The 24,350-nt window shown below is 67.1% G+C and carries 28 protein-coding genes, 2 tRNA genes and 1 pseudogene; 9 read left to right on the forward strand and 22 right to left on the reverse strand.

Annotated elements, in window-relative coordinates:
* A pseudogene (locus tag JHD63_RS15090) lies at positions 1-104 on the reverse strand (IS5/IS1182 family transposase); the annotation flags it as partial.
* Positions 105-177: 73 nt separating this feature from the next.
* Between JHD63_RS15090 and JHD63_RS15095 the strand changes: the two are divergent.
* A complete protein-coding gene (locus tag JHD63_RS15095; protein WP_198971639.1) occupies positions 178-381 on the forward strand; it encodes a hypothetical protein in 204 nt (67 codons plus the stop codon).
* Positions 382-401: 20 nt separating this feature from the next.
* Here the strand turns inward: JHD63_RS15095 and pobA are convergent, their stop codons facing one another.
* Positions 402-1,583, reverse strand: coding sequence for a 4-hydroxybenzoate 3-monooxygenase (pobA, locus tag JHD63_RS15100; RefSeq protein ID WP_198971640.1), 1,182 nt, complete (start codon positions 1,581-1,583; stop codon positions 402-404).
* 138 nt (positions 1,584-1,721) lie between these two features.
* On the opposite strand from pobA, the gene JHD63_RS15105 reads away from it, so the two are divergent.
* Complete coding sequence (locus JHD63_RS15105; RefSeq protein ID WP_198971641.1) at positions 1,722-2,492, forward strand: IclR family transcriptional regulator domain-containing protein; 771 nt, start codon at positions 1,722-1,724, stop codon at positions 2,490-2,492.
* Between the two features lie 29 nt (positions 2,493-2,521).
* Positions 2,522-2,983, forward strand: a complete 462-nt coding sequence (locus tag JHD63_RS15110) for a DUF2501 domain-containing protein (RefSeq protein ID WP_198971642.1) — start codon at positions 2,522-2,524, stop codon at positions 2,981-2,983.
* Positions 2,984-2,994: 11 nt separating this feature from the next.
* Here JHD63_RS15110 and JHD63_RS15115 read toward each other — a convergent pair whose 3' ends face one another.
* From JHD63_RS15115 to JHD63_RS15125, 3 genes are all read right to left on the reverse strand, one after another.
* On the reverse strand, positions 2,995-3,423 hold the full coding sequence (locus JHD63_RS15115) for a DUF2721 domain-containing protein (protein WP_198971643.1): 429 nt from the start codon (positions 3,421-3,423) through the stop codon (positions 2,995-2,997).
* A gap of 42 nt (positions 3,424-3,465) precedes the next feature.
* A tRNA-Pro gene (locus JHD63_RS15120) sits at positions 3,466-3,542 on the reverse strand.
* Positions 3,543-3,743: 201 nt separating this feature from the next.
* Positions 3,744-3,820, reverse strand: a tRNA-Arg gene (locus JHD63_RS15125).
* A 110-nt stretch (positions 3,821-3,930) separates the two neighbouring features.
* Between JHD63_RS15125 and JHD63_RS15130 the strand changes: the two genes are divergently transcribed.
* Positions 3,931-4,095, forward strand: a complete 165-nt coding sequence (locus JHD63_RS15130; protein ID WP_198971644.1) for a hypothetical protein — start codon at positions 3,931-3,933, stop codon at positions 4,093-4,095.
* A gap of 17 nt (positions 4,096-4,112) precedes the next feature.
* On the opposite strand, the gene JHD63_RS15135 is transcribed toward JHD63_RS15130, so the two are convergent.
* From JHD63_RS15135 to JHD63_RS15160, 6 genes are all read right to left on the reverse strand, one after another.
* Entirely contained in the window at positions 4,113-4,364 is a 252-nt protein-coding gene (locus JHD63_RS15135; protein ID WP_198971645.1) for a hypothetical protein, read from the reverse strand.
* Between the two features lie 114 nt (positions 4,365-4,478).
* A complete protein-coding gene (locus tag JHD63_RS15140) occupies positions 4,479-4,808 on the reverse strand; it encodes a hypothetical protein (RefSeq protein ID WP_198971646.1) in 330 nt (109 codons plus the stop codon).
* A gap of 143 nt (positions 4,809-4,951) precedes the next feature.
* On the reverse strand, positions 4,952-6,037 hold the full coding sequence (locus JHD63_RS15145; RefSeq protein WP_198971647.1) for a phosphotransferase: 1,086 nt from the start codon (positions 6,035-6,037) through the stop codon (positions 4,952-4,954).
* Positions 6,038-6,087: 50 nt separating this feature from the next.
* Complete coding sequence (locus JHD63_RS15150; protein ID WP_198971648.1) at positions 6,088-6,807, reverse strand: Crp/Fnr family transcriptional regulator; 720 nt, start codon at positions 6,805-6,807, stop codon at positions 6,088-6,090.
* A gap of 80 nt (positions 6,808-6,887) precedes the next feature.
* Positions 6,888-7,661, reverse strand: coding sequence for an oxepin-CoA hydrolase, alternative type (locus JHD63_RS15155; protein ID WP_198971649.1), 774 nt, complete (start codon positions 7,659-7,661; stop codon positions 6,888-6,890).
* Between the two features lie 25 nt (positions 7,662-7,686).
* Positions 7,687-9,207 (reverse strand): 3-hydroxyacyl-CoA dehydrogenase, encoded by a 1,521-nt coding sequence (locus JHD63_RS15160; RefSeq protein WP_198971650.1) that lies wholly within the window; start codon positions 9,205-9,207, stop codon positions 7,687-7,689.
* 167 nt (positions 9,208-9,374) lie between these two features.
* Here JHD63_RS15160 and JHD63_RS15165 point away from each other — a divergent pair, with 167 nt between their 5' ends.
* Entirely contained in the window at positions 9,375-11,345 is a 1,971-nt protein-coding gene (locus JHD63_RS15165; RefSeq protein ID WP_198971651.1) for a hypothetical protein, read from the forward strand.
* A gap of 52 nt (positions 11,346-11,397) precedes the next feature.
* Here JHD63_RS15165 and JHD63_RS15170 read toward each other — a convergent pair whose 3' ends face one another.
* From JHD63_RS15170 to lexA, 3 genes are all read right to left on the reverse strand, one after another.
* A complete protein-coding gene (locus JHD63_RS15170) occupies positions 11,398-12,405 on the reverse strand; it encodes a D-2-hydroxyacid dehydrogenase family protein (RefSeq protein WP_198971652.1) in 1,008 nt (335 codons plus the stop codon).
* Positions 12,406-12,558: 153 nt separating this feature from the next.
* Positions 12,559-12,912, reverse strand: a complete 354-nt coding sequence (locus JHD63_RS15175) for a hypothetical protein (protein WP_198971653.1) — start codon at positions 12,910-12,912, stop codon at positions 12,559-12,561.
* 129 nt (positions 12,913-13,041) lie between these two features.
* On the reverse strand, positions 13,042-13,728 hold the full coding sequence (gene lexA / locus JHD63_RS15180) for a transcriptional repressor LexA (protein WP_198971654.1): 687 nt from the start codon (positions 13,726-13,728) through the stop codon (positions 13,042-13,044).
* 73 nt (positions 13,729-13,801) lie between these two features.
* Here lexA and JHD63_RS15185 point away from each other — a divergent pair, with 73 nt between their 5' ends.
* Complete coding sequence (locus JHD63_RS15185) at positions 13,802-14,764, forward strand: asparaginase (protein WP_370590527.1); 963 nt, start codon at positions 13,802-13,804, stop codon at positions 14,762-14,764.
* Between the two features lie 21 nt (positions 14,765-14,785).
* Here the strand turns inward: JHD63_RS15185 and adk are convergent, their stop codons facing one another.
* The 6 genes from adk to JHD63_RS15215 form a co-directional block, all read right to left on the reverse strand.
* A complete protein-coding gene (adk, locus tag JHD63_RS15190) occupies positions 14,786-15,442 on the reverse strand; it encodes an adenylate kinase (RefSeq protein WP_198971655.1) in 657 nt (218 codons plus the stop codon).
* Positions 15,443-15,578: 136 nt separating this feature from the next.
* Positions 15,579-16,334, reverse strand: a complete 756-nt coding sequence (gene kdsB / locus JHD63_RS15195) for a 3-deoxy-manno-octulosonate cytidylyltransferase (RefSeq protein WP_198971656.1) — start codon at positions 16,332-16,334, stop codon at positions 15,579-15,581.
* Positions 16,335-16,347: 13 nt separating this feature from the next.
* Positions 16,348-16,530 (reverse strand): Trm112 family protein, encoded by a 183-nt coding sequence (locus tag JHD63_RS15200; protein WP_198971657.1) that lies wholly within the window; start codon positions 16,528-16,530, stop codon positions 16,348-16,350.
* 41 nt (positions 16,531-16,571) lie between these two features.
* On the reverse strand, positions 16,572-17,564 hold the full coding sequence (gene lpxK / locus JHD63_RS15205; RefSeq protein ID WP_198971658.1) for a tetraacyldisaccharide 4'-kinase: 993 nt from the start codon (positions 17,562-17,564) through the stop codon (positions 16,572-16,574).
* Between the two features lie 15 nt (positions 17,565-17,579).
* Positions 17,580-18,011, reverse strand: coding sequence for an ExbD/TolR family protein (locus JHD63_RS15210; protein WP_198971666.1), 432 nt, complete (start codon positions 18,009-18,011; stop codon positions 17,580-17,582).
* Between the two features lie 43 nt (positions 18,012-18,054).
* Complete coding sequence (locus JHD63_RS15215) at positions 18,055-18,681, reverse strand: MotA/TolQ/ExbB proton channel family protein (RefSeq protein WP_198971659.1); 627 nt, start codon at positions 18,679-18,681, stop codon at positions 18,055-18,057.
* A gap of 210 nt (positions 18,682-18,891) precedes the next feature.
* Here JHD63_RS15215 and xseA point away from each other — a divergent pair, with 210 nt between their 5' ends.
* Positions 18,892-20,193 carry an exodeoxyribonuclease VII large subunit gene (gene xseA / locus JHD63_RS15220; protein ID WP_198971660.1) on the forward strand — a complete coding sequence of 434 codons (1,302 nt, stop codon included), beginning with the start codon at positions 18,892-18,894 and terminating at the stop codon, positions 20,191-20,193.
* A 10-nt stretch (positions 20,194-20,203) separates the two neighbouring features.
* On the opposite strand, the gene JHD63_RS15225 is transcribed toward xseA, so the two are convergent.
* Together JHD63_RS15225 and JHD63_RS15230 are read right to left on the reverse strand one after the other, a co-directional pair.
* Entirely contained in the window at positions 20,204-20,686 is a 483-nt protein-coding gene (locus JHD63_RS15225; RefSeq protein WP_198971661.1) for a DUF192 domain-containing protein, read from the reverse strand.
* A gap of 83 nt (positions 20,687-20,769) precedes the next feature.
* Positions 20,770-20,988, reverse strand: coding sequence for a hypothetical protein (locus JHD63_RS15230; protein ID WP_198971662.1), 219 nt, complete (start codon positions 20,986-20,988; stop codon positions 20,770-20,772).
* 190 nt (positions 20,989-21,178) lie between these two features.
* Between JHD63_RS15230 and icd the strand changes: the two genes are divergently transcribed.
* Positions 21,179-22,435 carry an NADP-dependent isocitrate dehydrogenase gene (gene icd / locus JHD63_RS15235; RefSeq protein ID WP_198971663.1) on the forward strand — a complete coding sequence of 419 codons (1,257 nt, stop codon included), beginning with the start codon at positions 21,179-21,181 and terminating at the stop codon, positions 22,433-22,435.
* Positions 22,436-22,619: 184 nt separating this feature from the next.
* A complete protein-coding gene (locus tag JHD63_RS15240) occupies positions 22,620-23,828 on the forward strand; it encodes a tyrosine-type recombinase/integrase (RefSeq protein ID WP_198971664.1) in 1,209 nt (402 codons plus the stop codon).
* Positions 23,829-24,350: the final 522 nt, after the last annotated feature.

The raw sequence follows: 24,350 nt of genomic DNA on the forward strand, positions 1-24,350 counted from the left end.
ATCTCTTCCATCGTCGCCAGGAACACATCGCGTCGGGTGGGGCGGCGGTATTGCTCGAATCCGGCCTCTTGATCGGCCGCTGCTGCCAGGGTCTGTTGCTTCATCGGATCACAACGCATTCGAGCCGTCAGTGGTGGACTTGTTCAGCGTTGCCCTAGCTTCCTGGCGCTGCCCTTCGTGCTGGAAACCTCGGACATGGTGGCCAGCATGCCTTCGCGGCTGGCTCGGCGCATGAAGGGCATGGCGCGCGTGGACGTTTTCGACATCCCGCTGGAACTACCGACCTTCGACGTGCGCATGCTCTGGCATCCACGCACCATGGGCTCGCCAGCCCACGAATGGCTGCGGGCCCTGATCGTGGAGTGCGCCCGGCAGGTCTGAGACCATTTCGGTGCCGGGCGTCAGTGCTGGTCGAACGGCAGCCCCACATAATTCTCCGCCAGCGAGGCGGCGGCAGCGCGGGACTGCACCAGGTAGTCCAGTTCCGCCTCCTGGATCTTCTGGCCGAATTCGCCGGTCTCGGGGAAGCGGTGCATCAGGGAGGTGAACCACCACGAGAAGCGCTCGGCCTTCCATACGCGGCGCAGGCAGCGTGCCGAATAGCCGTCGATGCCGGCGGTGCTCTTGCCGAGGTAGTGTTCGGCCAGCGCTTCGTAGAGGACGCCGACGTCGGAAGCCGCCAGGTTCAGGCCCTTGGCGCCGGTGGGCGGCACGATGTGCGCGGCGTCGCCGGCCAGGAACAGGCGGCCCAAGCGCATCGGCTCGGCCACGAAGCTGCGCAGCGGCGCGATGCTCATCTCCAGCGGCGGGCCGGTGACCAGGCGCTCGCGCGCCTCGGGGTCGAGCCGGCGGCGCAACTCGTCCCAGAACAGGCCGTCGTTCCAGCGCTCGAGCTTGTCGTCGGCGCTCACCTGCACGTAGTAGCGGCTGCGCGTGGTGCTGCGCATGCTGCACAGCGCGAAGCCGCGATCGGTGTTGGCGTAGATCAGTTCGTGAGATACCGGCGGCACGTCGGCGAGCACGCCCAGCCAGCCGAAAGGGTAGACACGCTCGTAGATCTGCAGCGCCTGGGCCGGCACGCTCCGGTGGCTCACGCCGTGGTAGCCGTCGCAGCCGATGATGAAGTCGCAGTCGATCTGCTGCGTGGCGCCGTCCCGCTCGTAGCGCACGCGGGGCGATGCGCCGTCAAGATCATGCAGGCTCACGTTGCGGGCCTCGTAGAGGGTCGTGAGCCCTTCTGCGGCGCGGGTCTCCATGAGGTCGCGCGTGACCCCGGTCTGGCCGTAGACGGTGACGCGCTTGCCGCCGCTGAGCGCATGCAGGTCGATGCGGTGGCGCGCGCCCTTGAACAGCAGCTCGATGCCATCGTGCGGCAGGCCCTCGGCGTGCGCACGCTGGCCGACGCCGGCTTGGTCCAGCAGGTCCAGCGTGGTCTGCTCCAGCACGCCGGCGCGGATGCGGCCCAGCACGTGCGCGCCGCTCTGGCGTTCCACGATGACGTTGTCGATGCCGGCCTTGAACAGCAGTTGGCCCAGCAGAAGGCCGGCCGGGCCCGCGCCGACGATGGCGACCTGGGTGCGCATGGAAGTCTCCCTCGTGTGCTGCCTGAAAGATGCAGGAAGGGTAGGGCGGGGCTGCGGCCGGTGCCACCCGTGGCCGCCGCGCGCTGTGCGATCACGGGAGTGTTTGTGCGATCATCGCCCAGCATTCGGCAGAAACACATGGCAATCGAACGTGCGGACTTCATCGAGGGCATGGCCAAGGGCCTGGCGGTACTGGAGAGTTTCGACACGGAACGCCAGCGGCTCAATGCCAAGCTGGCGGCCCAGCGTGCCGGCATCACGCGCGCAGCGGCCCGGCGGCACCTGCTCACGCTCACCCATCTGGGCTATCTGGAAACGGATGGCAGCTACTTCTGGCTCGCGCCGAAGGTGCTGCGCTTCTGCGGCAGCTACCTGGCCTCGGCCCGGCTGCCGCGGGTGCTGCAGCCGACGCTCAACCGCCTGGCGGCGCAGACTCAGCAGTCTTTCTCGGGCGTGGTGCTGGATGGCGACGAGGTGGTGATCGTGGCGCAGAGCGGCGGGCATGGCGCGCCGGTGCGGGTGCTGGCCTACGGCCTGCACCTGGGCGCACGGCTGCCGGCCCATGCCACTTCGACCGGACGGGTGCTGCTGGCGTCGCTCGACGCCGCTGCGTTCAAGGCCTGGTGCGCGGGGCGCACGCTGCCCCGGCTCACACCGCATACGGTCACGCAGATGGCGGCCTTCCGCAAGGTCGTTGCCCAGGCGCGCAGGGACGACTACTGCCTGTCGTCAGAGGAGCATGAACTCGACGTCCATGCACTGGCCGTGCCCTTGCGCAACATGCAGGGGCGCACCGTGGCGGCACTCAATCTCGTGGCCTCGCCCCGGCATGTGACGGCAGATCGCTTGCGCCGGGAGTCTCTGCCGCTGCTGATGGCCACCGCGCGGGAGTTGCGGGGCCTGTTGTAGGCTTGCGCTTTGATCCAACGGGAGTTTCCATGTCCTTTCGCCACGCGCTTTTCGCTACCGCCTTGTGTGCCGCCGTCGGCGCCATGCCCGCCCGCGCCGATCTGCTCGGCAACCTGAAGAGCCAGATCGGCGGCGGCAATGCCGGCACCGGCCTGGGCCTGCCCTCGGGGCTGGGCGGCGGCTCCGGCATGGCTGCGCTGGGCCTTCCGGCCATCGGCGGCGATACCCTGAGCAATGCCGCCGGGGTGATCGAGTACTGTGTCAAGAACAATTACCTGCAGGGCGGCAGTGCCCAGTCCGTCAAGGAACGGCTGCTGGGCAAGGTCGGGCTGGCTGGGGCCAAGACCCAGCAGGATGCGGGCTACCAGAGCGGCCTGGTCGGCATGCTCAAGGGCAGCGATGGCAGTTCCTTCGACATGGGCAGGCTGCAGTCGCAGCTCAAGGAGAAGGCCTGCGACTATGTGCTGAAGCAGGGGCAGTCGCTGCTGTAGCGGGTGTCCGGCTATGTCGGGTTGATGCTGCGCTGCGCAATGAAGATTTCGATCAGCATCAGCCCGTAGGTGGTGATCAGGGCCGCCATCGCGGTGACGAAAAGAACGGCCACCGGCCGGTCGAACGCGATGCCCAGTTCGTTGGCGAGGAACAGCGACGCGATCATCAGGCAGACGATGATCGCGCAGGCAGAGCCCGAGGACATGGCGGCGTTGATGACCTTGGCGCGCCGGTTCAGCGTGTGCAGTTCGTCGTCGATCTCAGCGTGCTTCGACGCATCGGCGGTGGCGCGGTCTTCGCGGCGCTTGTGCGTGCGGTCATTCACGCGCGCGAGGCGGTTGGTCAGGATGGTGAGTGTGCTGCCGATCGCCGCCAGCATGAAGGCGGGCCCCACGGCCAACTGGATGACATGCGACGTGTCGGCGTGGATGCTGAGCATGGGAAGAGTGGGGGCTCGGAAGTGGGCCGGCCTCGGGGGAAATGGTCGGAGCGAAAGGATTCGAACCTTCGACCCTCTGGTCCCAAACCAGATGCGCTACCAGACTGCGCTACGCTCCGACAGCGCGCATTCTAGCGCCTTGGGACTTGCATCCCGGAACCGGCCGCGCTTATTTCGTCGGGGTGCGCGGGCTGGCATGGGCCAGACCCGAAGCAGACGTCGATGGGGATGTTCGATTTGCTGAAACTGCGCCAGAATGAGTTGGCGGCCTGAGCCTTCCTTACGGACCGGCCGCAGCACGTGGCAGCGCCGGATTCTGCTGGCCTGCCCGACAGGAATCGAACCTGTGACATTCGGCTTAGAAGGCCGATGCTCTATCCAACTGAGCTACGGGCAGTCATGGACGCAATCCATGTGGCATCAAGCCAAGGCGCCCGATCATAACGGCGACTGCAATGCTTCCCGCCGCATGTCGGCGGATCCCGTTGTTTACTTGAGGAGTCTTCCATGGCCACCAATCCGGAGTTCCCTTCGGTGAAGGACGACCCGTCATCGTTGCCTGACGACCAGCCCGAACTGCCGCGGCTCGGAGAAGGTCTCATGGCAGCGGCAGGCATTCCGTTCGACGAGGAATGCGAGCGCGTGGTGCAGCCCGAGCCGACTGGCGACTGAGCCAGGCGTGATGCAGGTCAACGGCCGCCGAGGCGGCCGAGAATGTAGCCCACGGAGAGCGCAAGCACCATCGAAGCGATGGGGTGGGTGCGGATGGTGTCGCGCGGCAGGTCTGCGACGTCGGAGCAGAACTGGTCCAGGCGGTCGCAACTCTCCTGGGCCTTCTGTGCGGCGCGGTCCACGGTTTCGTGGGCGGAGGCCGCTACACGGCCGACCACGCCGTCGGGATCGATGTTCTCCGGGACGTCCGGGCTTTCGGTGCTGGCCATGATTTCTCCTTTGCTGGATGAGCGGAAGGGCCTGCATCTGCTGACGGATCAGCGAACCGGCCCTGAAAAACAAAAAGAGCCCCGCGAACGGTGCCCTCTGCGCGTGACAGGCTTTCAGTTGGCCGGCGTGCGTGGCTGGCCCTGGGCATTGAGGCCTTCGTCACGGGGCGCTGGCGGCAGCTTGCTGCCGATGCGCTCGCCCGTATGGCGAACTGCCGCCGCCGATTTGCTGGCGGCGTTCGACGTGGCATCCCCTACCTTCTTGGCGCCACGCTTGGTCGCACTGGCGGCCTCGTGGCCCAGTTCCTTGGTTTTTTCCACCACGCCAGGCTTGGACGCCGGATCTGTCTCCGTCGTCTGGGCATTCGCGGCGACGCCATAGGCGGCGGCGCTGACCGCTAGTACAGCGGCAAGGGCGCGGAAGGTGGAAGTCGTTGTGGTCATGGAGATGTCCTCTACCGAGTTGTTGTAATGCCAGTATGACGGCACACCACGGCTTTGGAGCCATTTTCGGCGGGTTTTGCCGTGAAATGGATGACGGATGACGCGGATGTCGGACGGCTCCCACCCGGCGCGCCGGCTCGCCATCAACTCTGCTGGGCGAACTTCCACGCCATTTCGGCGAGCGGACGCGCGCCCGCGGCAGAGGCGGCCGCCTGTGGGCTGGAGGCGGTGCCTGCCTGCACGCGCTTGGCGATCCCTTGCAGGATCGCCGCCATGCGAAACAGGTTGTAGGCCAGGTAGAAGTTCCAGTCGGCGGCCAATTCCTCGGGCCTGGCGATGCCGGTGCGCTCGCAATAGCGGGCGATGTACTCGGCCTCGGTCGGAATGCCCAGTGCCTGCAGGTTCACCCCGCCAATGCCGCGGAACGAACCGGGCGGGATGTGCCAGGCCATGCAGTGGTAGCTGAAGTCCGCAAGCGGATGGCCGAGCGTGGAGAGCTCCCAGTCGAGCACGGCCAGCACGCGTGGCTCGATGGGGTGGAACATCATGTTGTCGAGACGGTAGTCGCCATGGACGATGCAGGTGCGCGACTCGTCGCGCGCGCTGGCCGGCATATGTGCCGGCAGCCAGTCCATGAGCTTTTCCATCGCCGGGATGGGGTCGGTGATGGATGCCACGTATTGCTTGCTCCAGCGCCCTATCTGCCGGTCAAAGTAATTGCCGGGCCTGCCGTAGGAGGCCAGACCCTGCGCCGTGTAGTCGACCGTGTGCAGCGCGGCAATGACCCGGTTCATCTCGTCGTAGATGGCCGAACGTTCAGCGCGCTCCATGCCCGGCAGCGTCTGGTCCCACAGGACGCGCCCCTGGACGAACTCCATGACATAGAAGGTGCGTCCGATCACGGACTCGTCCTCGCAGAGCGCGACCATCTGGGCGACGGGAACCTGGGTGCCCCGCAGGCCGCGCATCACCGCATATTCACGCTCGATGGCGTGCGCCGAAGGAAGCAGCTTGGCCACCGGCCCGGGCTTGGCGCGCAGCACATAGGAGCGGCTGGGCGTGATGAGCTTGTAGGTCGGGTTGGATTGCCCGCCTTTGAACATCTCGAGCGACAGCGGGCCGGTGAAGCCAGGCACATGGTCCGAGAGCCATGCGGCCAGTGCCTGGGTGTCGAGGGCATGGGTAGCGGACACGGGCCGGGTGCCCACGAAATGGTCGTAGTCGGGCATTGTCTCGTCTCAGGTGCCTGCGCACCGGTTGTGGTGGAAATGGGGTGGGCTCAGAGGTCCCCTTCGCCGATGCGCATCAGCATCTGGCGGTTGCGCACGACCAGGCCGCCCGGCTCGATGCGGATCACGTCCTCGCGTTCCATGAGCTTGAGTTCCTGGTTCACGCGCTGGCGTGAGGCCCCCAGCAACTGGGCCAGTTCCTCCTGCGCGAGTTGCAGGCTGATGCGGATCTCGCTGCCGTCCGCGAGGCTCGGAGCGCCGTAGCTGCGCACGAGGTGGCCGAGCTGCTTGGCCAGGCGCGCGCGCAGCGGGAGCGTATTCAGGTCTTCGACCAGTCCGAACAACTGGCGTATGCGCCGTGCATGCAGCCGCAGCAGTGCCTCGTACAGTTCCGTATGCTGCTGCAGGATCTTGCGGAAGTCGGCGCGCGCCACGCACAGGATGGTGGTGTCGCCATGGGCGTAGGCATCGTGCGTGCGCCTCTCTCCATCGAAGAAGGCCACGTCGCCGAACCAGATGCCCGGCTCCACATAGGTCAGCGTGATCTGCTTGCCGGATACCGAGGTGGAGCTCACGCGTACCGCGCCGCGGGCGCAGGCGATCCACTCTTCCGGCGCGTCGCCGCGCGCGGCGATCAGGTCGCCATCCTTGTAGCGTTTGACGAAGGAGCATCGAAGGATGTCGTGTCGCAGGGAGGGAGAGAGGGAGGAGAACCAGCGGCCGCCGTTGATGGCCTCGCGTTCCTCGATGGTAAGAATCGGTTCGTCCATGGTCTGTCGTGTGGGTGACTTGGAGGGCCTGGCGCTGTCGCCGGAGCGACCCGTCCTTCGGGGCCGCCGCTGCCGGGGCGCTATGCGTAGCGCGGCGTGGTCTTGGCCAGGAACGCCTCGATGCCGACGCCGGCATTGGGATGGTGCAGGTTGCGAACGAAGCGATCGCGCTCGGCGGCCAGATGCCCCGGCAGTTCGGTATGAGGCGCCTTGTTCACCAGTTCCTTGATGCTTGCGAGCGCATTCGGGGCGCGTCGATTGAGCCGATCGGCCAGCGCCATGGCTTCGGTCAGCGCGCTTCCCGGAGTGGCCAACTGGTTTACGGCGCCCAGGGCATGCAGGCGCTCGGCCTCGATGCGCGTGCCGAGCATCAGCAGTTCGTTGACCAGCGGGCGGGGCAGCAGCCGGGGCAGGTGCCAGCTGCCGCCGCCATCCGGGGACAGGGCGACGCTGCTGTAGGACATGACGAAGAAGGCATCGCGCGCGGCCACGATGAAATCGCAGGCCAGCGCGAGCGAGAAGCCTGCGCCAGCCGCAGCGCCCTCCACCGCGGCGATGACGGGCTGTGGAAAAGCGCGCAGTTCCTCGATCCAGAGATGCAGGCCTTCGATGCTTTGCGCCTGGACTTCGGGCGGCCGTTCGCGATTGGCCTTGAGCCGCTCCAGGTTGCCGCCCGCGCAGAAGGTGTTGCCTTGCCCGACGATCACGACGCTGCGGATGTCCGCGCCGGCTGAGTTCAGCGCCTCGATGCCTGCGGCGTAGATCTCCGGCCCCAGCGCATTGCGGTTGTCGGGGTTGTGAAGGGTGAGCACCATGGTCTCGCCATGGCGTGTACTGAGCAGTTGTGCGGGCATGCGGGGCTTTCCGGCAAGGGCAGAGTCAGTCTTCCGTGTGCAGCAGGCTCAGGCCGATCGCGCCGCGGCGGCGCAGCCAGGGGCTGGGGCGGTAGCGGGTATCGCCGTAGACCGTTTGCAGGTTGAACAGCACCTCCAGCACGTTGGTGGGGCCCAGCCGGTCGCCGAGTGCCAGAGGTCCCTGCGGATAGCCCAGGCCCAGCGTCACGGCGGTGTCCAGATCGCGTGGGGAGCAAATGCCCTGCTGGCAGATGTCGGCCGCGATGTTGATGATGGTGGCCACCACTCGCTGTGTCACGAAGCCGCCGCTGTCGCGGATCACGCTGACCGCCTTGCCGTCGCGGGCGAAGAGGGCGTGGGCGGCATTGCGCATGTCGCTGCGGGTCGCGGGGTTGGTCGCCAGCACGCGGCGCCGGGTGCTGGCGTCCTCGGCCAGCATGTCGATGCCTATGGTGCGTGCAGGGTCCAGGCGTTCGACCACCGCCACGGTCGTGACATCGAAACCCAGAGGGGCGACCAGCGTCAGCGCCTCGGGAGAGGGCGAGGCGCCGGTCTCGATGGCGGCGCCCAGGTCCTTCACCAATTGCAGCAACTCGGCGCGCCGCGCCGCTCGCGGGGAGACCCACACGGGCGGAAGACCCTGCACCTGAGGGATGGGCGCTTCGGGCGGTACGTCAGCGGCGCCGTCCACGTAGGCATAGAACCCCTGGCCACTTTTGCGGCCCAGCATGCCGCCGGCGAGCCGCTGCGCGGTGATCACGCTGGGGCGGTAGCGCGGTTCCTCGTAGTACTGGTGGTAGATCGACTCCATCACCGGGTGCGATACGTCCAGCGCCGTGAGGTCCATCAGCTCGAACGGGCCCAGCTTGAAGCCGATCTGGTCCCTCAGTATCCGGTCGATGGTGGCGAAGTCGGCCACGCTCTCGCCGACGATGCGCAGCGCCTCGGTCCCGTATCCGCGGCCGGCATGGTTCACGATGAAGCCGGGGGTGTCCTGGGCGCGGACGGCGGTGTGGCCCATCTGGCCGACGTACGCGTGCAAGGTGTCGCACACCGCAGCTGAGGTACGCAGCCCGGCAATCACCTCCACCACCTTCATGAGCGGTACCGGATTGAAAAAGTGCAGTCCGGCAAAGCGTTCCGGGTGCGTCAGGCCTGCAGCAATCGCCGTCACCGAAAGGGACGACGTATTGGTGGCGAGGACGGCATCCTGCGCCACGATCTGCTCGAGCCGGGCGAACAGCTCGCGCTTGACGTCGAGCTGTTCGACGATCGCCTCGATGACGAGCGCGCAGTCTGCCAGGGCCTCGAGCGAGTCCGCCGGAAGCAGCCGTTCCTTGAGCGCCGCGCACTGGGCCGCATCGATGCGGCCCTTGTCCTGCATCTTGTCCCATTGGGCGTGCACTGAGGTGCAGGCGGCTCTCACCGCATCCGTACTGTTGTCAAAGAGCCGGACGACGCTGCCGGCCTGGGCTGCCAATTGCGCGATGCCTCTTCCCATGGCACCTGCGCCGATCACGGCGATCAAGGAAGTTTGCTTGTGCATTGTTGGATTATCGGGGCATGAAATTGCGAGCGCATATGACAGAATCTACGGGAAACCGAGAAGGCTGAGGTGTGATAGGTCGCAAAACTGTTATTGGTGTCGTACTGACCGCTTCGGCTTGTGGGAGTGCAGCCTTATCGCTCGGGACATCGCGCGGAGCCGCCGTGATGGGGCAGCCGCTTGATTTGCACTTCGATCTTTCTCTGGACAATGGGGGCGAAGTCTCTGCAGTTTGTCCGAATGCGGAGGTTTTCTACGGTGAGACTGCCGTCGATCCGTCGCGCGTGCGGCTGGTAGTGTCGCCGGGCAATCGGCCGGAGCGCGCGCAGTTGCGTTTGCTATCCAGCGTGGCGGTCAATGAGCCCTACGTTTCGATCGTGTTGCGCGCTGGCTGTGGACAGAGCCTGTCGCGGCGTTATGTTCTGCTGGCATCGGCGCCGAATGCGGCCGACAGCGAAGTGCATCAGATTCCATCGATGCCGCAGGCCGCGAGCATTGACGCTTTGGCCGCGGTTCCTACTCCAACCGGTTCCGCGGGCAGGCCCACAACGCAGCCATCGGAGATCCACGCGAATACCCGTCCTGGACCCGCCACAAAACCTGTAGCGCCGTCGGCAAGGCCATCTGCCCGGCGTCCCACGACCGCCCCAGGCGCGGCAAAGGCTGCGGAGCCGGGACGGCCAAGACTGGAACTTCAGTCGCCGCTGGACTGGCTGGAGGAGCACGACGTGCGCCTGCGTCCAGCATTGGATATGGTCAGGCCCGCCGAGGCCACGCCGGAGCAGAGGGCCGCTGCCGCGGCCACCTGGCGCAAGCTCACCACGGAGACATCAGCCGTTCCGGCCGAGGCGTCAGGCAACGCGGAGCGTCTTCACGCGTTGGAGGCCGAGCTCAAGGCGCTGCAGGCCAAGGAAGCGCGCGAGCGCAGTCGTGCCGCGGCGTTGCAAGGGCAATTGGATGAGGCCGGAAGCGATCGATGGATCCACTGGCTCATGACGGTGGTACTGGCGCTGCTGGCCCTGGCGCTGGGGATGCTGCTGGCCCGGTGGCGGTGGCCGCCTGGTGAGAGTCACCGGACGGTATGGTGGAAGCGGCGCAGCGCCGCACCGGAACACGAAGAATCTGGCATGCCGTCGCAGTGGACAGACGGCATGGCGCCTCCTGTGGTCGCCGCTCCGTCGATGCCTTTCCCGGAGGTCGCGCGCCCTGCGATGGCGCCAACTGCGGTGACGGCCCCCATGGAAGCAACATGGAACGACGCGCCCATCGCAGCATTTCCTGCGCCAGCACCCGCCGCAGCCGCTGTGGGCACGGATGCCTCGACGGCTTCGGACGGTGATGCCGACCTCGAGGTGCAGCAGAACGCGGAGTTCTTCGTGTCCTTGGGGCAGCACGAACAGGCCATCACCTTGTTGCAGCGCCATATTGTCGAGCGACCAGGGGCGAGTCCTGCGGTATATCTGGATCTGCTCAAGATTTTGCACACCTTGAGCCTGACGGATGACTATCGCAGGCTGCGCGAGGAATTCAACGCCGTTTTCAATGCCGAGGTTCCGGCTTTCGCGGGCTTCCTGAAAAGTGTGCGGCGTCTTGAGGACTATCCTGACGCGTTGAATGCCATCGAGTCGCGGTGGCGGGAGCCAGAGGTTCTGGACGTGATCGACTCCTACCTCTTCCGCAGTGACGGGCCTGTGCATCCCGTCCCTTTCGAGTTGGAAGCCTATCGCGAGTTGCTGCTGCTGCGCACGATCGCCGAGTCTCTGCATGGTCGATCCAGTGCGAGAGGGGCACGCCCCATGCGCGCCGGGGCGCAACCGGCTGGCGCAATGCAAGTGGACGTCCCTCCTGCAGGGGGTGCCGTGGCCGAAGGCCTCGGTCCTGACGCTCCAGCGGCGTCGCAGCAGCGGGCAGACATGGGCAATGCGGCAGCGAGCAGCGCCACCATTGAGCCTTTGATCTTCGATCTTTTGCTTGACGACTCCGCGCCAGCAGTGCCGCCCGCTCCGATGGCGACGAACAAGGATGTCAAGGACTTTGCGCCGGCGCCTGGGGCCGCCAGCAGTCTGATCGACTTCGACCTTTTCGACGTCGGGGTGCCACCTCCTGGGGGTGGCAAGCAAACGGACGGAAAGGCCTGAAACCCCCCGTGCCTGCTCGTGGTCCAGGGGGCTGGTCCTTGGTCTGCATCGACTACCTGCGCACTTGCAGTGCGCCAGGGTTCACGATGTTGGTCGGTGCACCCCTGATGTAGTTGATCACGTTGTCGAATGCCGCGCCAAAGTACATCTCGTAGCTGTCCCGCTCGACATAACCGATATGCGGTGTGCAGATGCAGTTCTCCAGGCGCAGCAGCGCATGGCCCTGGAGCGGGGGTTCGTTCTCGAAAACGTCCACGGCGCCCATGCCGGGACGGCCGCGGTTGAGTGCGGCGATCAGCGCCTCGGGTTCTATCAGTTCCGCCCGGGAGGTGTTGACGATCAGGGCCGTGGGCTTCATGCGCGAGAGATCGTCCAGGGTCACGATGCCCTGTGTCTCTTCGTTCAGGCGCAGATGCAGGGACACGACGTCGCACTGCTCGAAGAACTCATGCTTGCTGTTGGCCGCCTGGTATCCGTCGGCCAGGGCCCTGGCGCGCGAGGCGTCCCGGCCCCAGATGCGCACATGCATGCCGAAAGCCTGGGCATAGCCCGCCACGATCTGGCCGATCTTGCCGTAGCCCCACAGGCCCAGTGTCTTGCCGCGCAGCACCGTTCCGATGCCGAAGTTCGGCGGCATGGAGGCCGAACGCAGACCGGATTGCTGCCAGGCGCCATGTTTGAGATTGGAGATGTACTGCGGCAGGCGCCGCATGGCCGCCATGATGAGCGCCCAGGTGAGTTCGGCAGGCGCGATCGGCGAGCCCACTCCTTCGGCGACGGCAATGCCGCGCTCCGTGCAGGCACCGATGTCGATGTGGTTGCCGACTTTGCCGGTCTGCGCGATCAGCTTGAGCCTGGGCAGCTTCTCGACCAATTGCCGGGAGATGTGGGTGCGCTCGCGTATCAGGACGATGATGTCGGCATCGCGCAGCCGGACGGAGAGTTGGCCGATTCCCTTGACGGTATTGGTGTAGACCTTGGCGGGGTAGGCGTCGAGCCGCGAGGCACAGTGCAGCTTGCGCACCGCGTCCTGGTAGTCGTCGAGAATCACAATGTTCATGGTGCCATTGTGCCTCGCGGGTATGGGCCGTTTTCCCGTTCGGCCGGCCATGAATGCTCGCAAAAGGTGACAAGTCGGGCAAGGTGCCCGGGATTCGTCGCCTCAACGCTGCCGCCGCGCAGACCGCCGGTGATCCGCCAGCGGAGCGGAACCTCAGCGCGTGGCAGCCTCGCGGGCGCTCAGGCGATCCAGTTCGGCGCAGACGTCGGCCATGCGGCCCGAAATCACCATGCGGCCGGCACAGTGCGGCGCTTGCGTTCCCTCCACCACCTGCACCACGCGCAGGGCGGGCGTACGGCGACGCACTATGCCGGCCGGCGGGTTGCATGCATCGTTGGCGCAGGGAGGATAGGTCCGCACCATGGCCGCGCCGTTCGGCAGGGGCGGAAGAGCCGGGTGGCGATGGTTTTCCGCCGCTGCATGGACCATGCGGCGGCTGGCGAAGCGCTCCACCCAGGCGGACAGCGGGGCGAGCAGGTTGGCGCGTGCAAGAATGGCAGTTTGCATGTAAATACTCCGAGAGCCACGACTTGGAACATCGGCAGGATTTCTGGGGAAAGGCTCCGCGGCCAGGGTTGTCGGAGCCTGCCGTCAGGCTCGCCGAACGCCCGCCACCTTGTCGCGGTGCCAAGCCTGCTACATCAGCATGGTGTTGCGGATCAGGCCCACCGCGAGCCCCTCGATCTCGAAAGGCTCGTTTGGTGCCACGAAGATGGTGGAGTAGTCCGGGTTTTCGGCGTGCAGTTCTATGCCCTGGGCAGTGCGCAGAAAGCGCTTGACGGTCACCTCCTCGCCGAGCCGGGCGACCACGATCTGGCCGTTGCGCGCCTCGCGCGAGGCGCGCACTGCGAGCAGGTCGCCATCGATGATGCCGGCGTCGCGCATGGACATGCCCCGTACCTTGAGCAGGTAGTCCGGCTTCTGCTGGAACAGGCTGCCTTCCACGTGGTAGGTCTGCTCGACATGTTCCTGCGCCAGAATCGGAGCGCCTGCCGCGACCCGGCCCACCAGGGGCAATGCCAACTGCGCCAGGCCCGGCAGCGTCAGCGAGAACGGATCGCCGCGGGAGGCGTGCAGGGATCGCAGCGTGTCGCTCTTGAGCCGGATGCCACGGGAGGTGCCGCTGACCAGCTCGATGGCGCCTTTGCGCGCCAGCGCCTGCAGATGCTCCTCGGCCGCATTAGCGGACTTGAAGCCGAGTTCTGCGGCGATTTCTGCGCGCGTGGGCGGCGCGCCGGTGCGCGCCACGGCGGTGTGGATCAGCTCGAGTATCTGCTGCTGGCGCGGCGTGAGCTTGACGGCGGAGGTGCGGGTATCGATCATCGGTGATCCTCGGCAACGGGGCTGTTTGGATATCCAGTAGCTGTATTTTTGACCAGTTTTGGAAAGTGTGCAAGTGAGCCTGAAAAAAGAGGGTGTCGCGCGCCGTGTCGTGGTGCTGGGCACCGGGGGGACCATCGCGGGCTCGGCCCCGAATGCCCGCGACAACCTGGGTTATCGGGCGGCCTGCTTGACGGTCGAGGAACTGCTTGCCCACCTGCCGCCCGACGCGTGTCCGCTGCACGCCGAACAGGTGGCGCAGATCGACAGCAAGGACATGGAGTTCGGCGTCTGGAAGGCGCTGGCCTTGCGCTGCGCGCATTGGCTGGCCCAGGACGACGTGCAGGGCGTGATCGTGACCCATGGCACCGATACGCTGGAGGAGACGGCCTACTTCCTGCACCGCTTGCTGGCCTGGCGCAAGCCCGTGGTGCTGGTGTCGGCCATGCGGCCGGCCACGGCACTCGCGCCCGACGGCCCGCAGAACCTGCGCGACGCGATGGCCCTGGTGCGCACGCCGGGCGCGTGCGGCGTGCTGGTGGTGTGCGCGGGGCGGGTGCACGGCGCGCAGGATGTCCGCAAGGAGCACACCTACCGCCTCGATGCCTTCGGCTCGGGTGATGCAGGACCCGTGGCCTACGTGGAGGAGGGCGCCGTGCGCCAGGTGCGCGGCTGGCCGTGCGCCGCGCCGGATGGGCGTTCACTGGAGCGGGTGGCGCGAATCACCGAGCTGCCGCGTGTGGACATCGTGCTGAGCCATGCGGGGGCGGACGGCCGCATCGTGCGGGCCCTGCTGGCGCAGGCGCCCTCGGTCCGGCCCCAGGGGGTGGTCGTCGCGGGCACCGGAAACGGTTCGATCCACTCCGCACTGCTGGCCGCGCTGGAGCAGGCCCAGGCCGAAAACGTGCGCGTGTGGCGCACCACGCGCTGTGCCTATGGGCCCGTGCTGCCCGCAGGTGAGCACCCGTTGCCGGCGGCGCGCGAGCTTTCCCCCGTCAAGGCGCGTATCGAGCTGATGCTGGAGCTGGCCGGCGCCTGAAAACGCCGCGTGCGGCGGGATTCAGCCCGCCAGGGCCTGCAGCGCGCGTGCCGTGATTTCCTCGACCGCGCCAAGCCCGCTGATCTTGCGATAGCGCGGAGCGGCGGCGGGGTCCTGGGTGGCCCAACGGGAGTAGTAGTCCACCAGGGGACGCGTTTGCGCGCTGTAGACCTCCAGGCGCTTGCGCACCGTGGCTTCCTTGTCGTCTTCACGCTGGATCAGGTCCTCGCCGGTGACGTCATCCTTGCCCTCGACCTTCGGCGGATTGAACTTCACGTGGTAGGTGCGGCCGGAGCCGGGGTGCGAGCGGCGGCCGCTCATGCGCTCGATGATGGCGTCGAACGGCACGTCGATCTCCAGCACGTAGTCGAGCTTGACGCCCGCGGCCTTCATGGCGTCGGCCTGCGGAATGGTGCGCGGGAAGCCGTCGAAGAGGAAGCCCTGCGCGCAGTCGGGCTGGGCGATGCGTTCCTTGACGAGGTTGATGATGAGGTCATCGCTCACGAGAGCGCCGGACTCCATGACTGCCTTGGCCTGCAGCCCCAGCGGCGTGCCCGCCTTGACGGCGGCGCGCAGCATGTCGCCGGTGGAGATCTGCGGGATGCCGTACTTCTGGCAGATGAAGGTCGCTTGCGTGCCTTTACCGGCACCTGGCGCGCCCAGCAGAATCAGTCTCATGGATGTCCTCGGATGGTTTTGAAGTCGGCTGGCACCGCTGACCGCGCGGCGCGTCTGCCGACGGGCGCGGGGACGGTGCTCGGGTTGCAGTCGAGGATAGCATGCAGCCCGGCGCCGCCCGGGACGCCGCTGGGACTCAGCCGCCCAGCAGGGCGCGCACGCGCGCCAGGTCTTGCGGCGTGTCCACGCCCGCGCCGGGCGCGTCGGGCGTGACGTGCACGGCGATGCGGTGGCCATGCCAGAGGGCGCGCAACTGCTCCAGCGCCTCGGCGATTTCCTGCGGGGCCTGCGGCAGTTGCGGAAACGCACGCAGGAAGCCGACGCGATAGCCGTAGATGCCGATGTGGCGCAGCGGCGCCGGCGCGGGCAGGGCGACTGCCTGCGCGGTGGAGCCGTCACGCTGCCAGGGGATCGGTGCACGGCTGAAGTACAGCGCCAGGCCGCTGGCGTCCAGCACGACCTTGACGACGTTCGGGTTCAGGTAGTCCGCCACGTTGCCGATCGGATGCGCCGCCGTGCTGATGCTGGCGTCGGGCCGGGCATGCAGCAGCGCCGCGACGGCGCTGACCAGGGCCGTCGGTATCAGCGGCTCGTCGCCCTGGACGTTGACGACGATCTCGTCCTCCTGCAGTCCGAGCAGGTCGCAGGCTTCGGCCAGGCGGTCGCTGCCGCAGACGTGGTCGGCGCGGGTCAGCACCGCCTCCACGCCGTGGGCCGCGCAGGCGTCGAGAATGGCCGGGCTGTCGGCCGCGACCACGGTGCGTGCGGCACCGGACCCATGGGCGCGCTGCGCCACGCGCACCACCATGGGCAGGCCGGCGATGTCGGCCAGCGGCTTGTCGGGCAGGCGCGTGGAGGCCAGGCGTGCGGGAATCAGGACGGTGAAGCGCATGGCGGATGCGGCCTCAGCCTTCCAGCTCGGCGTCGGTCAGCGTGCGCGCTTCTTCCTCCAGCAGAATGGGGATGCCGTCGCGCACCGGGTAGGCCAGGCGCGCGCTGCGCGACACCAGTTCCTGCCGTTCGCGGTCATAGGTCAGCGGGCCCTTGGTGACGGGGCAGACCAGCAGTTCGAGCAGTTTGCTGTCCATGGATCAGAGTGGGTGTGGAGAGGCGAGGGGCAAGCGGCGGATCATAGCCGTGCATCCAGCAGGCGGTCGAGCCGGGCCAGGAAGGCGGGCTCGGGCTCGAACCGCAGCGGCACGGCCAGTGCCTGCGGCGCGACGCGCCATAGCTTCGCGGCGTCTTTTTCAGTGCAGATTGGCATGAAGCCCAGGTGCTGTCTGGGCTTCCAGCTATCAAAATCATAGTGATCGGGCAGCGCCTCGGTGTGTGCCAGGCACAGCCCGCGCTCGCGCAGCATGTCGAAGAAGGCCTGCGGCCGCGCGATGCCGGCCAGGGCATGCAGCGGCTGCTGGCCCAGGCTGGCCAGCGCCACGCGGCTGCCGTCGGCGCGCAGCGCGTGGTCGGCCAGGCGGCGCCGGGCCGTGAAGCCGGCAAAGGCCGGATGCGCCCCGGTGTGCAGCACCGCGGCCACGGGGCGCGGCCAGGGCTCGCGCAGCGGGCCGGCGGGCAGCAGGAACCCGTTGCCCACGCCGCGGTCGTCGAACACGCAGACCTCGATGTCGCGCCCCAGCGCCAGATGCTGCAGGCCGTCATCGCAGACGATCAGCCGGGTGGCCGGGTAGCGGGCCAGCAGGCGCCGTGCCGCCGCAGCCCTGTCGCGGCCGACGAACACCGGCACGCCGGTGCGGCGGCGGATCAGCAGCGGCTCGTCGCCCGCCTCGGCGGGCGTGCTGTGCGGCTGCACCTCCCGCACGTCATCGGCGCCGCCGGCCGGCAGGCGGCGGCCGTAGCCGCGCGACACCACGCCGGCGGCAATGCCGCGCGCCCGCAGGTGCTCCAGCACGGCGATCACCGTGGGCGTCTTGCCGGCGCCGCCCGCGACGACGTTGCCCACCACCAGCACCGGCACGGGAAGCCGCTCGCTGCGCAGCCAGCCCTGCCGGTAGGCGAGGGCGCGCAGGCGCCACAGCAGGCCATAGGCCAGCGACAGCGGCCACAGCAGCCATGCCAGCGCTCCGCGCCGCAGCCAGGCCTGCTGCAGCGCGCGGGAGAAGTTCACGGCGCCCGCACCGCGTCAGGGCTTGCCGCCGGCCCTGGCCGTGCTCTGCGTGGCGAAGGTGATCTGCGACAGGCCGGCGCGGCGCGCGGCCTCCATCACCGTGACCACGTTCTGGTGGGCGGCGCTCGCGTCGGCGCTGATGATGACCACCGTGTCGCGGCCGGCCTTGGCCGCGTCGCCCAGGGCCCGCGCCACCGCGTCCACCGATCCGCTGGCCACCGGGCTGCGGTTGACGGTGAAGTGCCCGTCGCTGCTGACCGCGACCTCGACCTCCTTCTGGTAGTCGCGCATGGCCTGCGCATCGGCCACCGGCAGGCGCAGCTGGATTTCTGTGAAGCGGCTGTAGGTGGTGGAGAGCATGAGGAAGATCAGCACCACCAGCAGCACGTCGATGAACGGGATCAGGTTGATCTCGGGCTCGTCCTTGCCGCTGGTGCGGAAGTCCATGCGGGAGCGGGCGCGGAAGTTCAGGCTCATGCGGTTCGCCGGCTCAGGGCTTGCGCAGCAGGTAGAGGTGGCGCAGGAAGCGTTCGGCCGACAGCTCCAGCGTCAGCAGGTAGCCGTCCACCCGGCCGCGGAAATAGCGCCAGAAGATCAGCGACGGAATGGCCACCATCAGCCCGAACGCGGTGTTGTAGAGCGCGATGGAAATGCCCTGCGCCAGTTGCGCCGGGTTGCCGGTGCCGGAGGCGCCGCCCTGCGAGCCGAAGATCTCGATCATGCCGATCACGGTGCCGAGCAGGCCCAGCAGCGGCGCGGCCGAGGCGATGGTGGCCAGCGCGCCCAGGTACTTCTCCAGGCGGTGCGCCACGCTGCGGCCGGCCCCTTCCATGGAGGAGCGCAGGTCTTCCTCGCTGCAGCGCGGATTGACGTTGAGGGCACGCAAGCCGCTGGCGAGCACTTCGCCCAGGGCCGAGTTCTGCTCCAGCTGCTGCACCAGATCGGGCGCGGGCACGCCGCTTCTCGAGACCGTGATCGCCTCGTCCAGCAGCTTCGGCGGCGCGACCTTGGCGGCCTTCAGGCTGATGAAGCGTTCGATGATGAGAGCCAGTGCGAGCACGGAGCAGGCCAGCAGGGGCCAGATCGGCCAGCCGGCCGCTTGTATGATCGAAAACAAGAACACTCCCCGAGGGCAGATGACATCGCCGGGCATTATGGCGCACGCCTGTCCGGGAGTGCCCCGCCGGCCAGCACCAGCGGTAGCCCACAAATCATGTGGATAAGTTCACCGCAAAACCCAGGGTGCCCGCGTCCAGGCCGCGCCCGTATTAGCCCTGTGACAGTTTGATGAAAAAAGCAGCAGCAATCCGCCTTCGGAAAGCACGCCATGCGTGAAGCGCCGCAGGCCGCCGGGCCGCGCGTCTGGGCCGTGGGCGCCCTGTGCCACGCGGTGGCCGATGCGCTAGACGCCCGTTTCAACCCCGTGGCGGTGCGCGGCGAGATCACCGGCTTCTCGCGCGCCGCCAGCGGCCACTGCTACTTCTCGCTCAAGGATGCGGGCGGCCAGATCCGCTGCGCGATGTTCCGGCGCGCGGCCATGCTGCTGGACTTCTCCCCGCGCGATGGCGAACTGGTGGAGGTGCGCGGCCGTATCGGCGTCTACGAGGCGCGCGGCGACCTGCAACTGGTGGCCGAGTCGATGACGCGGGTCGGCCAGGGCAGTCTGTTCGAGCAGTTCCTGCAGCGCAAGGCCCGGCTCGAGGCCGAGGGTCTGTTCGACGCCGCGCGCAAGCGCCCGCTGCCCGCCATGCCGCGCGGCATCGGCATCGTCACCTCCCTGGGGGCCGCCGCCTTGCATGACGTGGTCACCGCGCTGCGCCGCCGCTCGCCGCACGTGCCCGTCGTGCTGGCGCCCGCCGCGGTGCAGGGCGCCGGAGCGCCGGTGGAGATCGCCAACGCCCTGGCGGCGCTCTATGCGCTGGCCGCGGCGCCGCAGGCGGCGGCGCCCGTCGATCTGATCCTGCTGGTGCGTGGCGGCGGCTCCATCGAAGACCTGTGGGCCTTCAATGACGAGCCGCTGGCGCGCCTGATCGCCGCCAGCCCGGTGCCGTTGGTGAGCGGCGTGGGCCACGAAACCGACTTCACCATCGCCGATTTCGTCGCCGACCTGCGCGCCCCCACGCCCACGGCCGCGGCCGAACTGGCCGCGCCGGCGCGCGAGGTGCTGGCGGGCGCGCTCGATCTGGCGGGCGACGCCCTGGCCGCTGCCGCCCAGAAGCTGCTGGACCGCCACGCCCAGCGGCTCGATGGGGCGGCGGCGCGCATGGGGCGGCCCTCGGCGCGGCTCGCGGGCCAGCGGCTGCTGCTGCAGCGCCATGCGCATGCGCTGCGCTACGGCATGCAGGCTGCGCTGCAGCGCGCCGCGCAGGCCCAGCAGCGCTGTGCGGCGGCGCTCGCACCGGCCGTTGCCGCGCGCCAGGCCTTCGAGGCATCACGCCTGCAGCGCGCCGGGCTCAGGCTGCAGATGCTCGATCCGCGGCTGGTGCTGCAGCGGGGCTATGCGTGGCTGGAAGACGAGGCCGGCCGCACGGTGCAGCGCACCGGCGACGTGCAGCCGGGCGAAGCGCTGCGCGCCACGCTGGCCGATGGCCGCCTCGACCTGCGCGTGCTCGGCAGGTTGCCGGACTGAGCGCGGCGCCTCAGCGTGCCGGCTTGAAGGGTGCGCCGGTCAGCTTCGCGCCGGCCTTGATGTGCTTGGCCGAGAACCAGCCCTGGTTCATCTCCAGCACGTAGCGCACCGGTTTCTCGGAGCAGTGCGAATCGGTGGTCTGCGGCTTCATGTCGGCAAGGTTGACGATGGTGCCATCGTCCGCCACGAAGGCGGCCGTCAGCGGCAGCCGGGTGTTCTTCATCCAGAAGCACTGCGTCGCGGGCTGATCGAAGATGAACAGCATGCCTTCGTGCTGCGGCATCTCGCGGCGGTACATCAGGCCGATCTCGCGCTGCTGCGGCGTGGCCGCGACCTGCGCTTCGATGCGGTACATGCCCGCCTGCAGGCTGATCCGCTGGAGGTCGGTCTGCGGGGTGCCGTCGGGGCCGTCCTGGGCGCCGGCGGATGCCGCGCCTGCCAGCATGGCCGAGAGCAGCAGGTGGCGCAGGACCGGAAGCGAGAGGGATTTCATGGAGGCATTGTCGCAAAAGGGCAGCGCGCTTGCCGCCCCCGCAAAAAGCGCCCGAAGGCGCCTTGGCGATGGCCGGACTGCCGTCAGGCGTGCGGCGCGTGCCGGGACCGCTTGGCCTTCGCGTGCTTGGCGCCATGCTGGCCCTTCCTGGCGGCCGCGTGGTGCTTCTTGGACTTGGCCTTGTGCGCGTGGGTTGCCGCCACGGGCGTCATGCCGCCGGCGTGCGTGTGGACCGGAGCCTGGTGGGCATAGACGCCAACGCTGAAGCATCCGGCGAGCAGGGTGGCGAGAAGGCGGTTCATGGGAGAAGGCTCCTGGGGGTGTGGGAAGAGTGCTGTCCGGAAGGAAAAACGCCGCCTGCCCGACCCAGCGTTGCAGGGCCGTTTGGCGGGGCGATGCGCATTCTATTGGGAATAGAATTTGTGCAGTCCGCGCACTGCCAGCAGCGCGGGCGCGCCTTCCCATTCCCCCGCTTACCGGAGACACCCGCCCATGTCCTATCAGCACATCAACGTGCCAGCCCAAGGCCAGAAGATCACCGTCAATGCCGACACTTCGCTGAACGTGCCGGACCAGCCGATCATTCCGTTCATCGAAGGCGATGGCACAGGCGTGGACATCACGCCGGTGATGCTGAAAGTGGTCGATGCCGCCGTGGCCAAGGCCTATGGCGGCAAGCGCAAGATCCATTGGATGGAGGTCTATGCCGGCGAGAAGTCGACCAAGGTCTACGGCCCCGACGTCTGGCTGCCCGAGGAGACGCTGCACGCGGTGCGCGACTACGTCGTGTCGATCAAGGGGCCGCTGACCACGCCCGTCGGCGGCGGCATCCGTTCGCTCAACGTGGCGCTGCGCCAGCAGCTCGACCTGTACGTCTGCCTGCGCCCGATCCAGTATTTCAAGGGCGTGCCCAGCCCGGTGCGCGAGCCCGAGAAGACCAACATGGTCATCTTCCGCGAGAACTCCGAAGACATCTACGCCGGCATCGAGTTCGAGGCCGGCAGCGAGAAGGCCCAGCGTCTGATCAAGCTGCTGCGCGAGGATTTCGGCGTCAACAAGATCCGCTTCCCCGACACCTCGGCCATCGGCGTCAAGCCGGTGTCGCGCGAAGGCACCGAGCGCCTGGTGCGCAAGGCCCTGCAGTACGCGATCGACAACGACAAGCCCAGCGTGACCATCGTGCACAAGGGCAACATCATGAAGTTCACCGAAGGGGGCTTCCGCGACTGGGGCTACGAACTGGCGCGCAATGAGTTCGGTGCCGAGCTGATCGATGGCGGCCCCTGGATGCGCTTCAAGAATCCGAAGACCGGCAAGGACATCACGGTCAAGGACAGCATCGCCGACGCCTTCCTGCAGCAGATCCTGCTGCGCCCGGCCGAGTACAGCGTGATCGCCACGCTCAACCTGAACGGCGACTACGTCTCCGACGCGCTGGCCGCGCAGGTCGGCGGCATCGGCATCGCCCCGGGCGCCAACCTGTCGGACACGGTGGCGATGTTCGAGGCCACCCATGGCACCGCGCCCAAGTACGCCGGCAAGGACTACGTCAATCCGGGCTCCGAAATCCTCTCCGCCGAAATGATGCTGCGCCACATGGGCTGGAAGGAAGCCGCGGACCTCATCATCGGCTCGATGGAGCGTTCGATCGCAAGCAAGAAGGTCACCTATGACTTCGCGCGCCTCATGGAAGGGGCGACCCAGGTGAGCTGCTCGGGATTCGGGCAGGTCATGATCGATAACATGTAATCTCGTTTCCGCCGGGTGTTCCTGGTTGCAAGAGGACCTCATTTTCTCTGGGATCGAGGTTTTTTTGTTGCCCATCGTTGCGCGAGGTCGGTCTGCATTGCGGCTCCATGGCTCCATGAATTGCTCCATGGTGCAGAATATGGAGCCATACCAGCAACCTCTCGCCGGTTTCATGGAGCCACCCATGGCAGATCGCAGTGTCAACTACGCCCTTCGTGCAACGGTCATCAACGCGGCCAAACCCAAGGCCAAGCCCTATGTCCTGACGGATGGTGGGGGCCTGTATGTCGAGGTGCTGGCCACGGGATCGAAGGTTTGGCGTTACAGTTACCGGCTCGGCGGTAGCCGGCCCAAGTTGACGATCGGCCCATATCCCGAGATCGGCATTGCCGATGCGCGCGACAAGCATGCAGAGTTGCGCGCGTTGGTGGCCAAGGGGATAGACCCGATCCGGTACACCCGGGAGACAACGGCTCAGCGGGAAGCTGAGGACCGGGCACGCATCACGTTTGCCTCGTTCGCCAAGCAGTGGATCGCCGACACCCTGTTCTATCGGTCCGAGAGCTACCGAAGCCAGACGATCCGTCTGCTGGATGCACACATCAATCCCACGATCGGGGAAAAGGCTTTGGCAGAGGTGAAGCCGGCCCACGTGCTGGCCATCGTGGAGGAGCTCAAGCACGTGCCGACAACGGCGGATCGCTGCCGGGCACTGATTCAGCAGATCTTTAACCACGCGATCCGAAAGCTGTTGGTGGACAGCAACCCGGCCGTGGCGATTCGGGGCGTCATCAAGGTGCCGCCAAAAATCCACCATCGGCACTTGTCGGAAAAGGAACTGGCCGCGTTCTGGAAGAAGGTCGGCATGCAGCATACGGCCAGTGCCGTGACCATCTGTGCGGTCAAGCTGCTCATGCTGACCATGGTGCGCAAGTCCGAATTGCGGCTGGCGAAGTGGGACGAGTTCGACCTGGAGGCGCGCATCTGGGATATTCCCGCCGCGCGCATGAAGATGCGTAGCCCGCACCGGGTCTACTTGTCGCAGCAGACACTCGACCTGTTGCAGGAGTTGAAGAAGATGTCAGGGCATGGCGAGTACGTGTTCCCGATGCGATTCCTGGGAGGGCAGGGCAAGCCGATATCGGACGCTACGCTCAACCATTTCATCAAGCGTTTGGATTTTGGGGTGCCGGAGTTCTCACCGCACGGAACGCGGGGGACGGCTGCCACTTTGTTGCGGGAAAATGGGTTTTCCCGTGAGGTGGTGGAAAGACTGCTTGCCCACCAAGAGCGCAGTTCCGTCGTGGCGGCCTACACCCACGCCGAATACGCTGAAGAGCGACGCAAAGCCTTGCAGTGGGTGGCGGACCGGATCGATACGATCACGGCGTAGGTATTCCCAGACTGCGGATCGCCTCGATCTCCCAGACCCGCGTGGAGGTTCCGGCGAGGAAGCGGCCTGCCGGCGCTTTGCCCGACTTCACCCAACGGTGCCAAGTGCTTCGGTCGATCGGCAGAATGCCGGCATAGCCGCGTCTGGGATCGCGACAGATGTCCGAACTGCGCACCAGTGCACCTGGTGGGTAGCTCGTGATGGGTCTGTACGACGGTTCCGACCTTTCGTTTTTCATGGCATGGCTCCTGCGCGCGGTCATCGAGCACCTGATGCCATTGTCAAAAGTGAAGTCGTAGAAGAAAACTCGCCACGGCGTAGCACCAAGGTGTCATAGGAGTGTGGTCGTTGCACGGTCCATCAATTCTCCACGGGAGGAGTTGGTCGGCTGGACCTAATCTTACTGTGTCATAAAAGATGCTTTGCGCTTGCCCTTCCGCAGCATGGGCACTGCCCGAGACGAGCGATCAACTGATAGCTCAGTCGATGGCGCAGTGTCGTGATCGACGTCGCCACGTGGCG

This window comes from Xylophilus sp. ASV27 (assembly GCF_016428875.1).
In the GTDB taxonomy this organism is placed as follows: Bacteria; Pseudomonadota; Gammaproteobacteria; order Burkholderiales; family Burkholderiaceae_C; genus Xylophilus.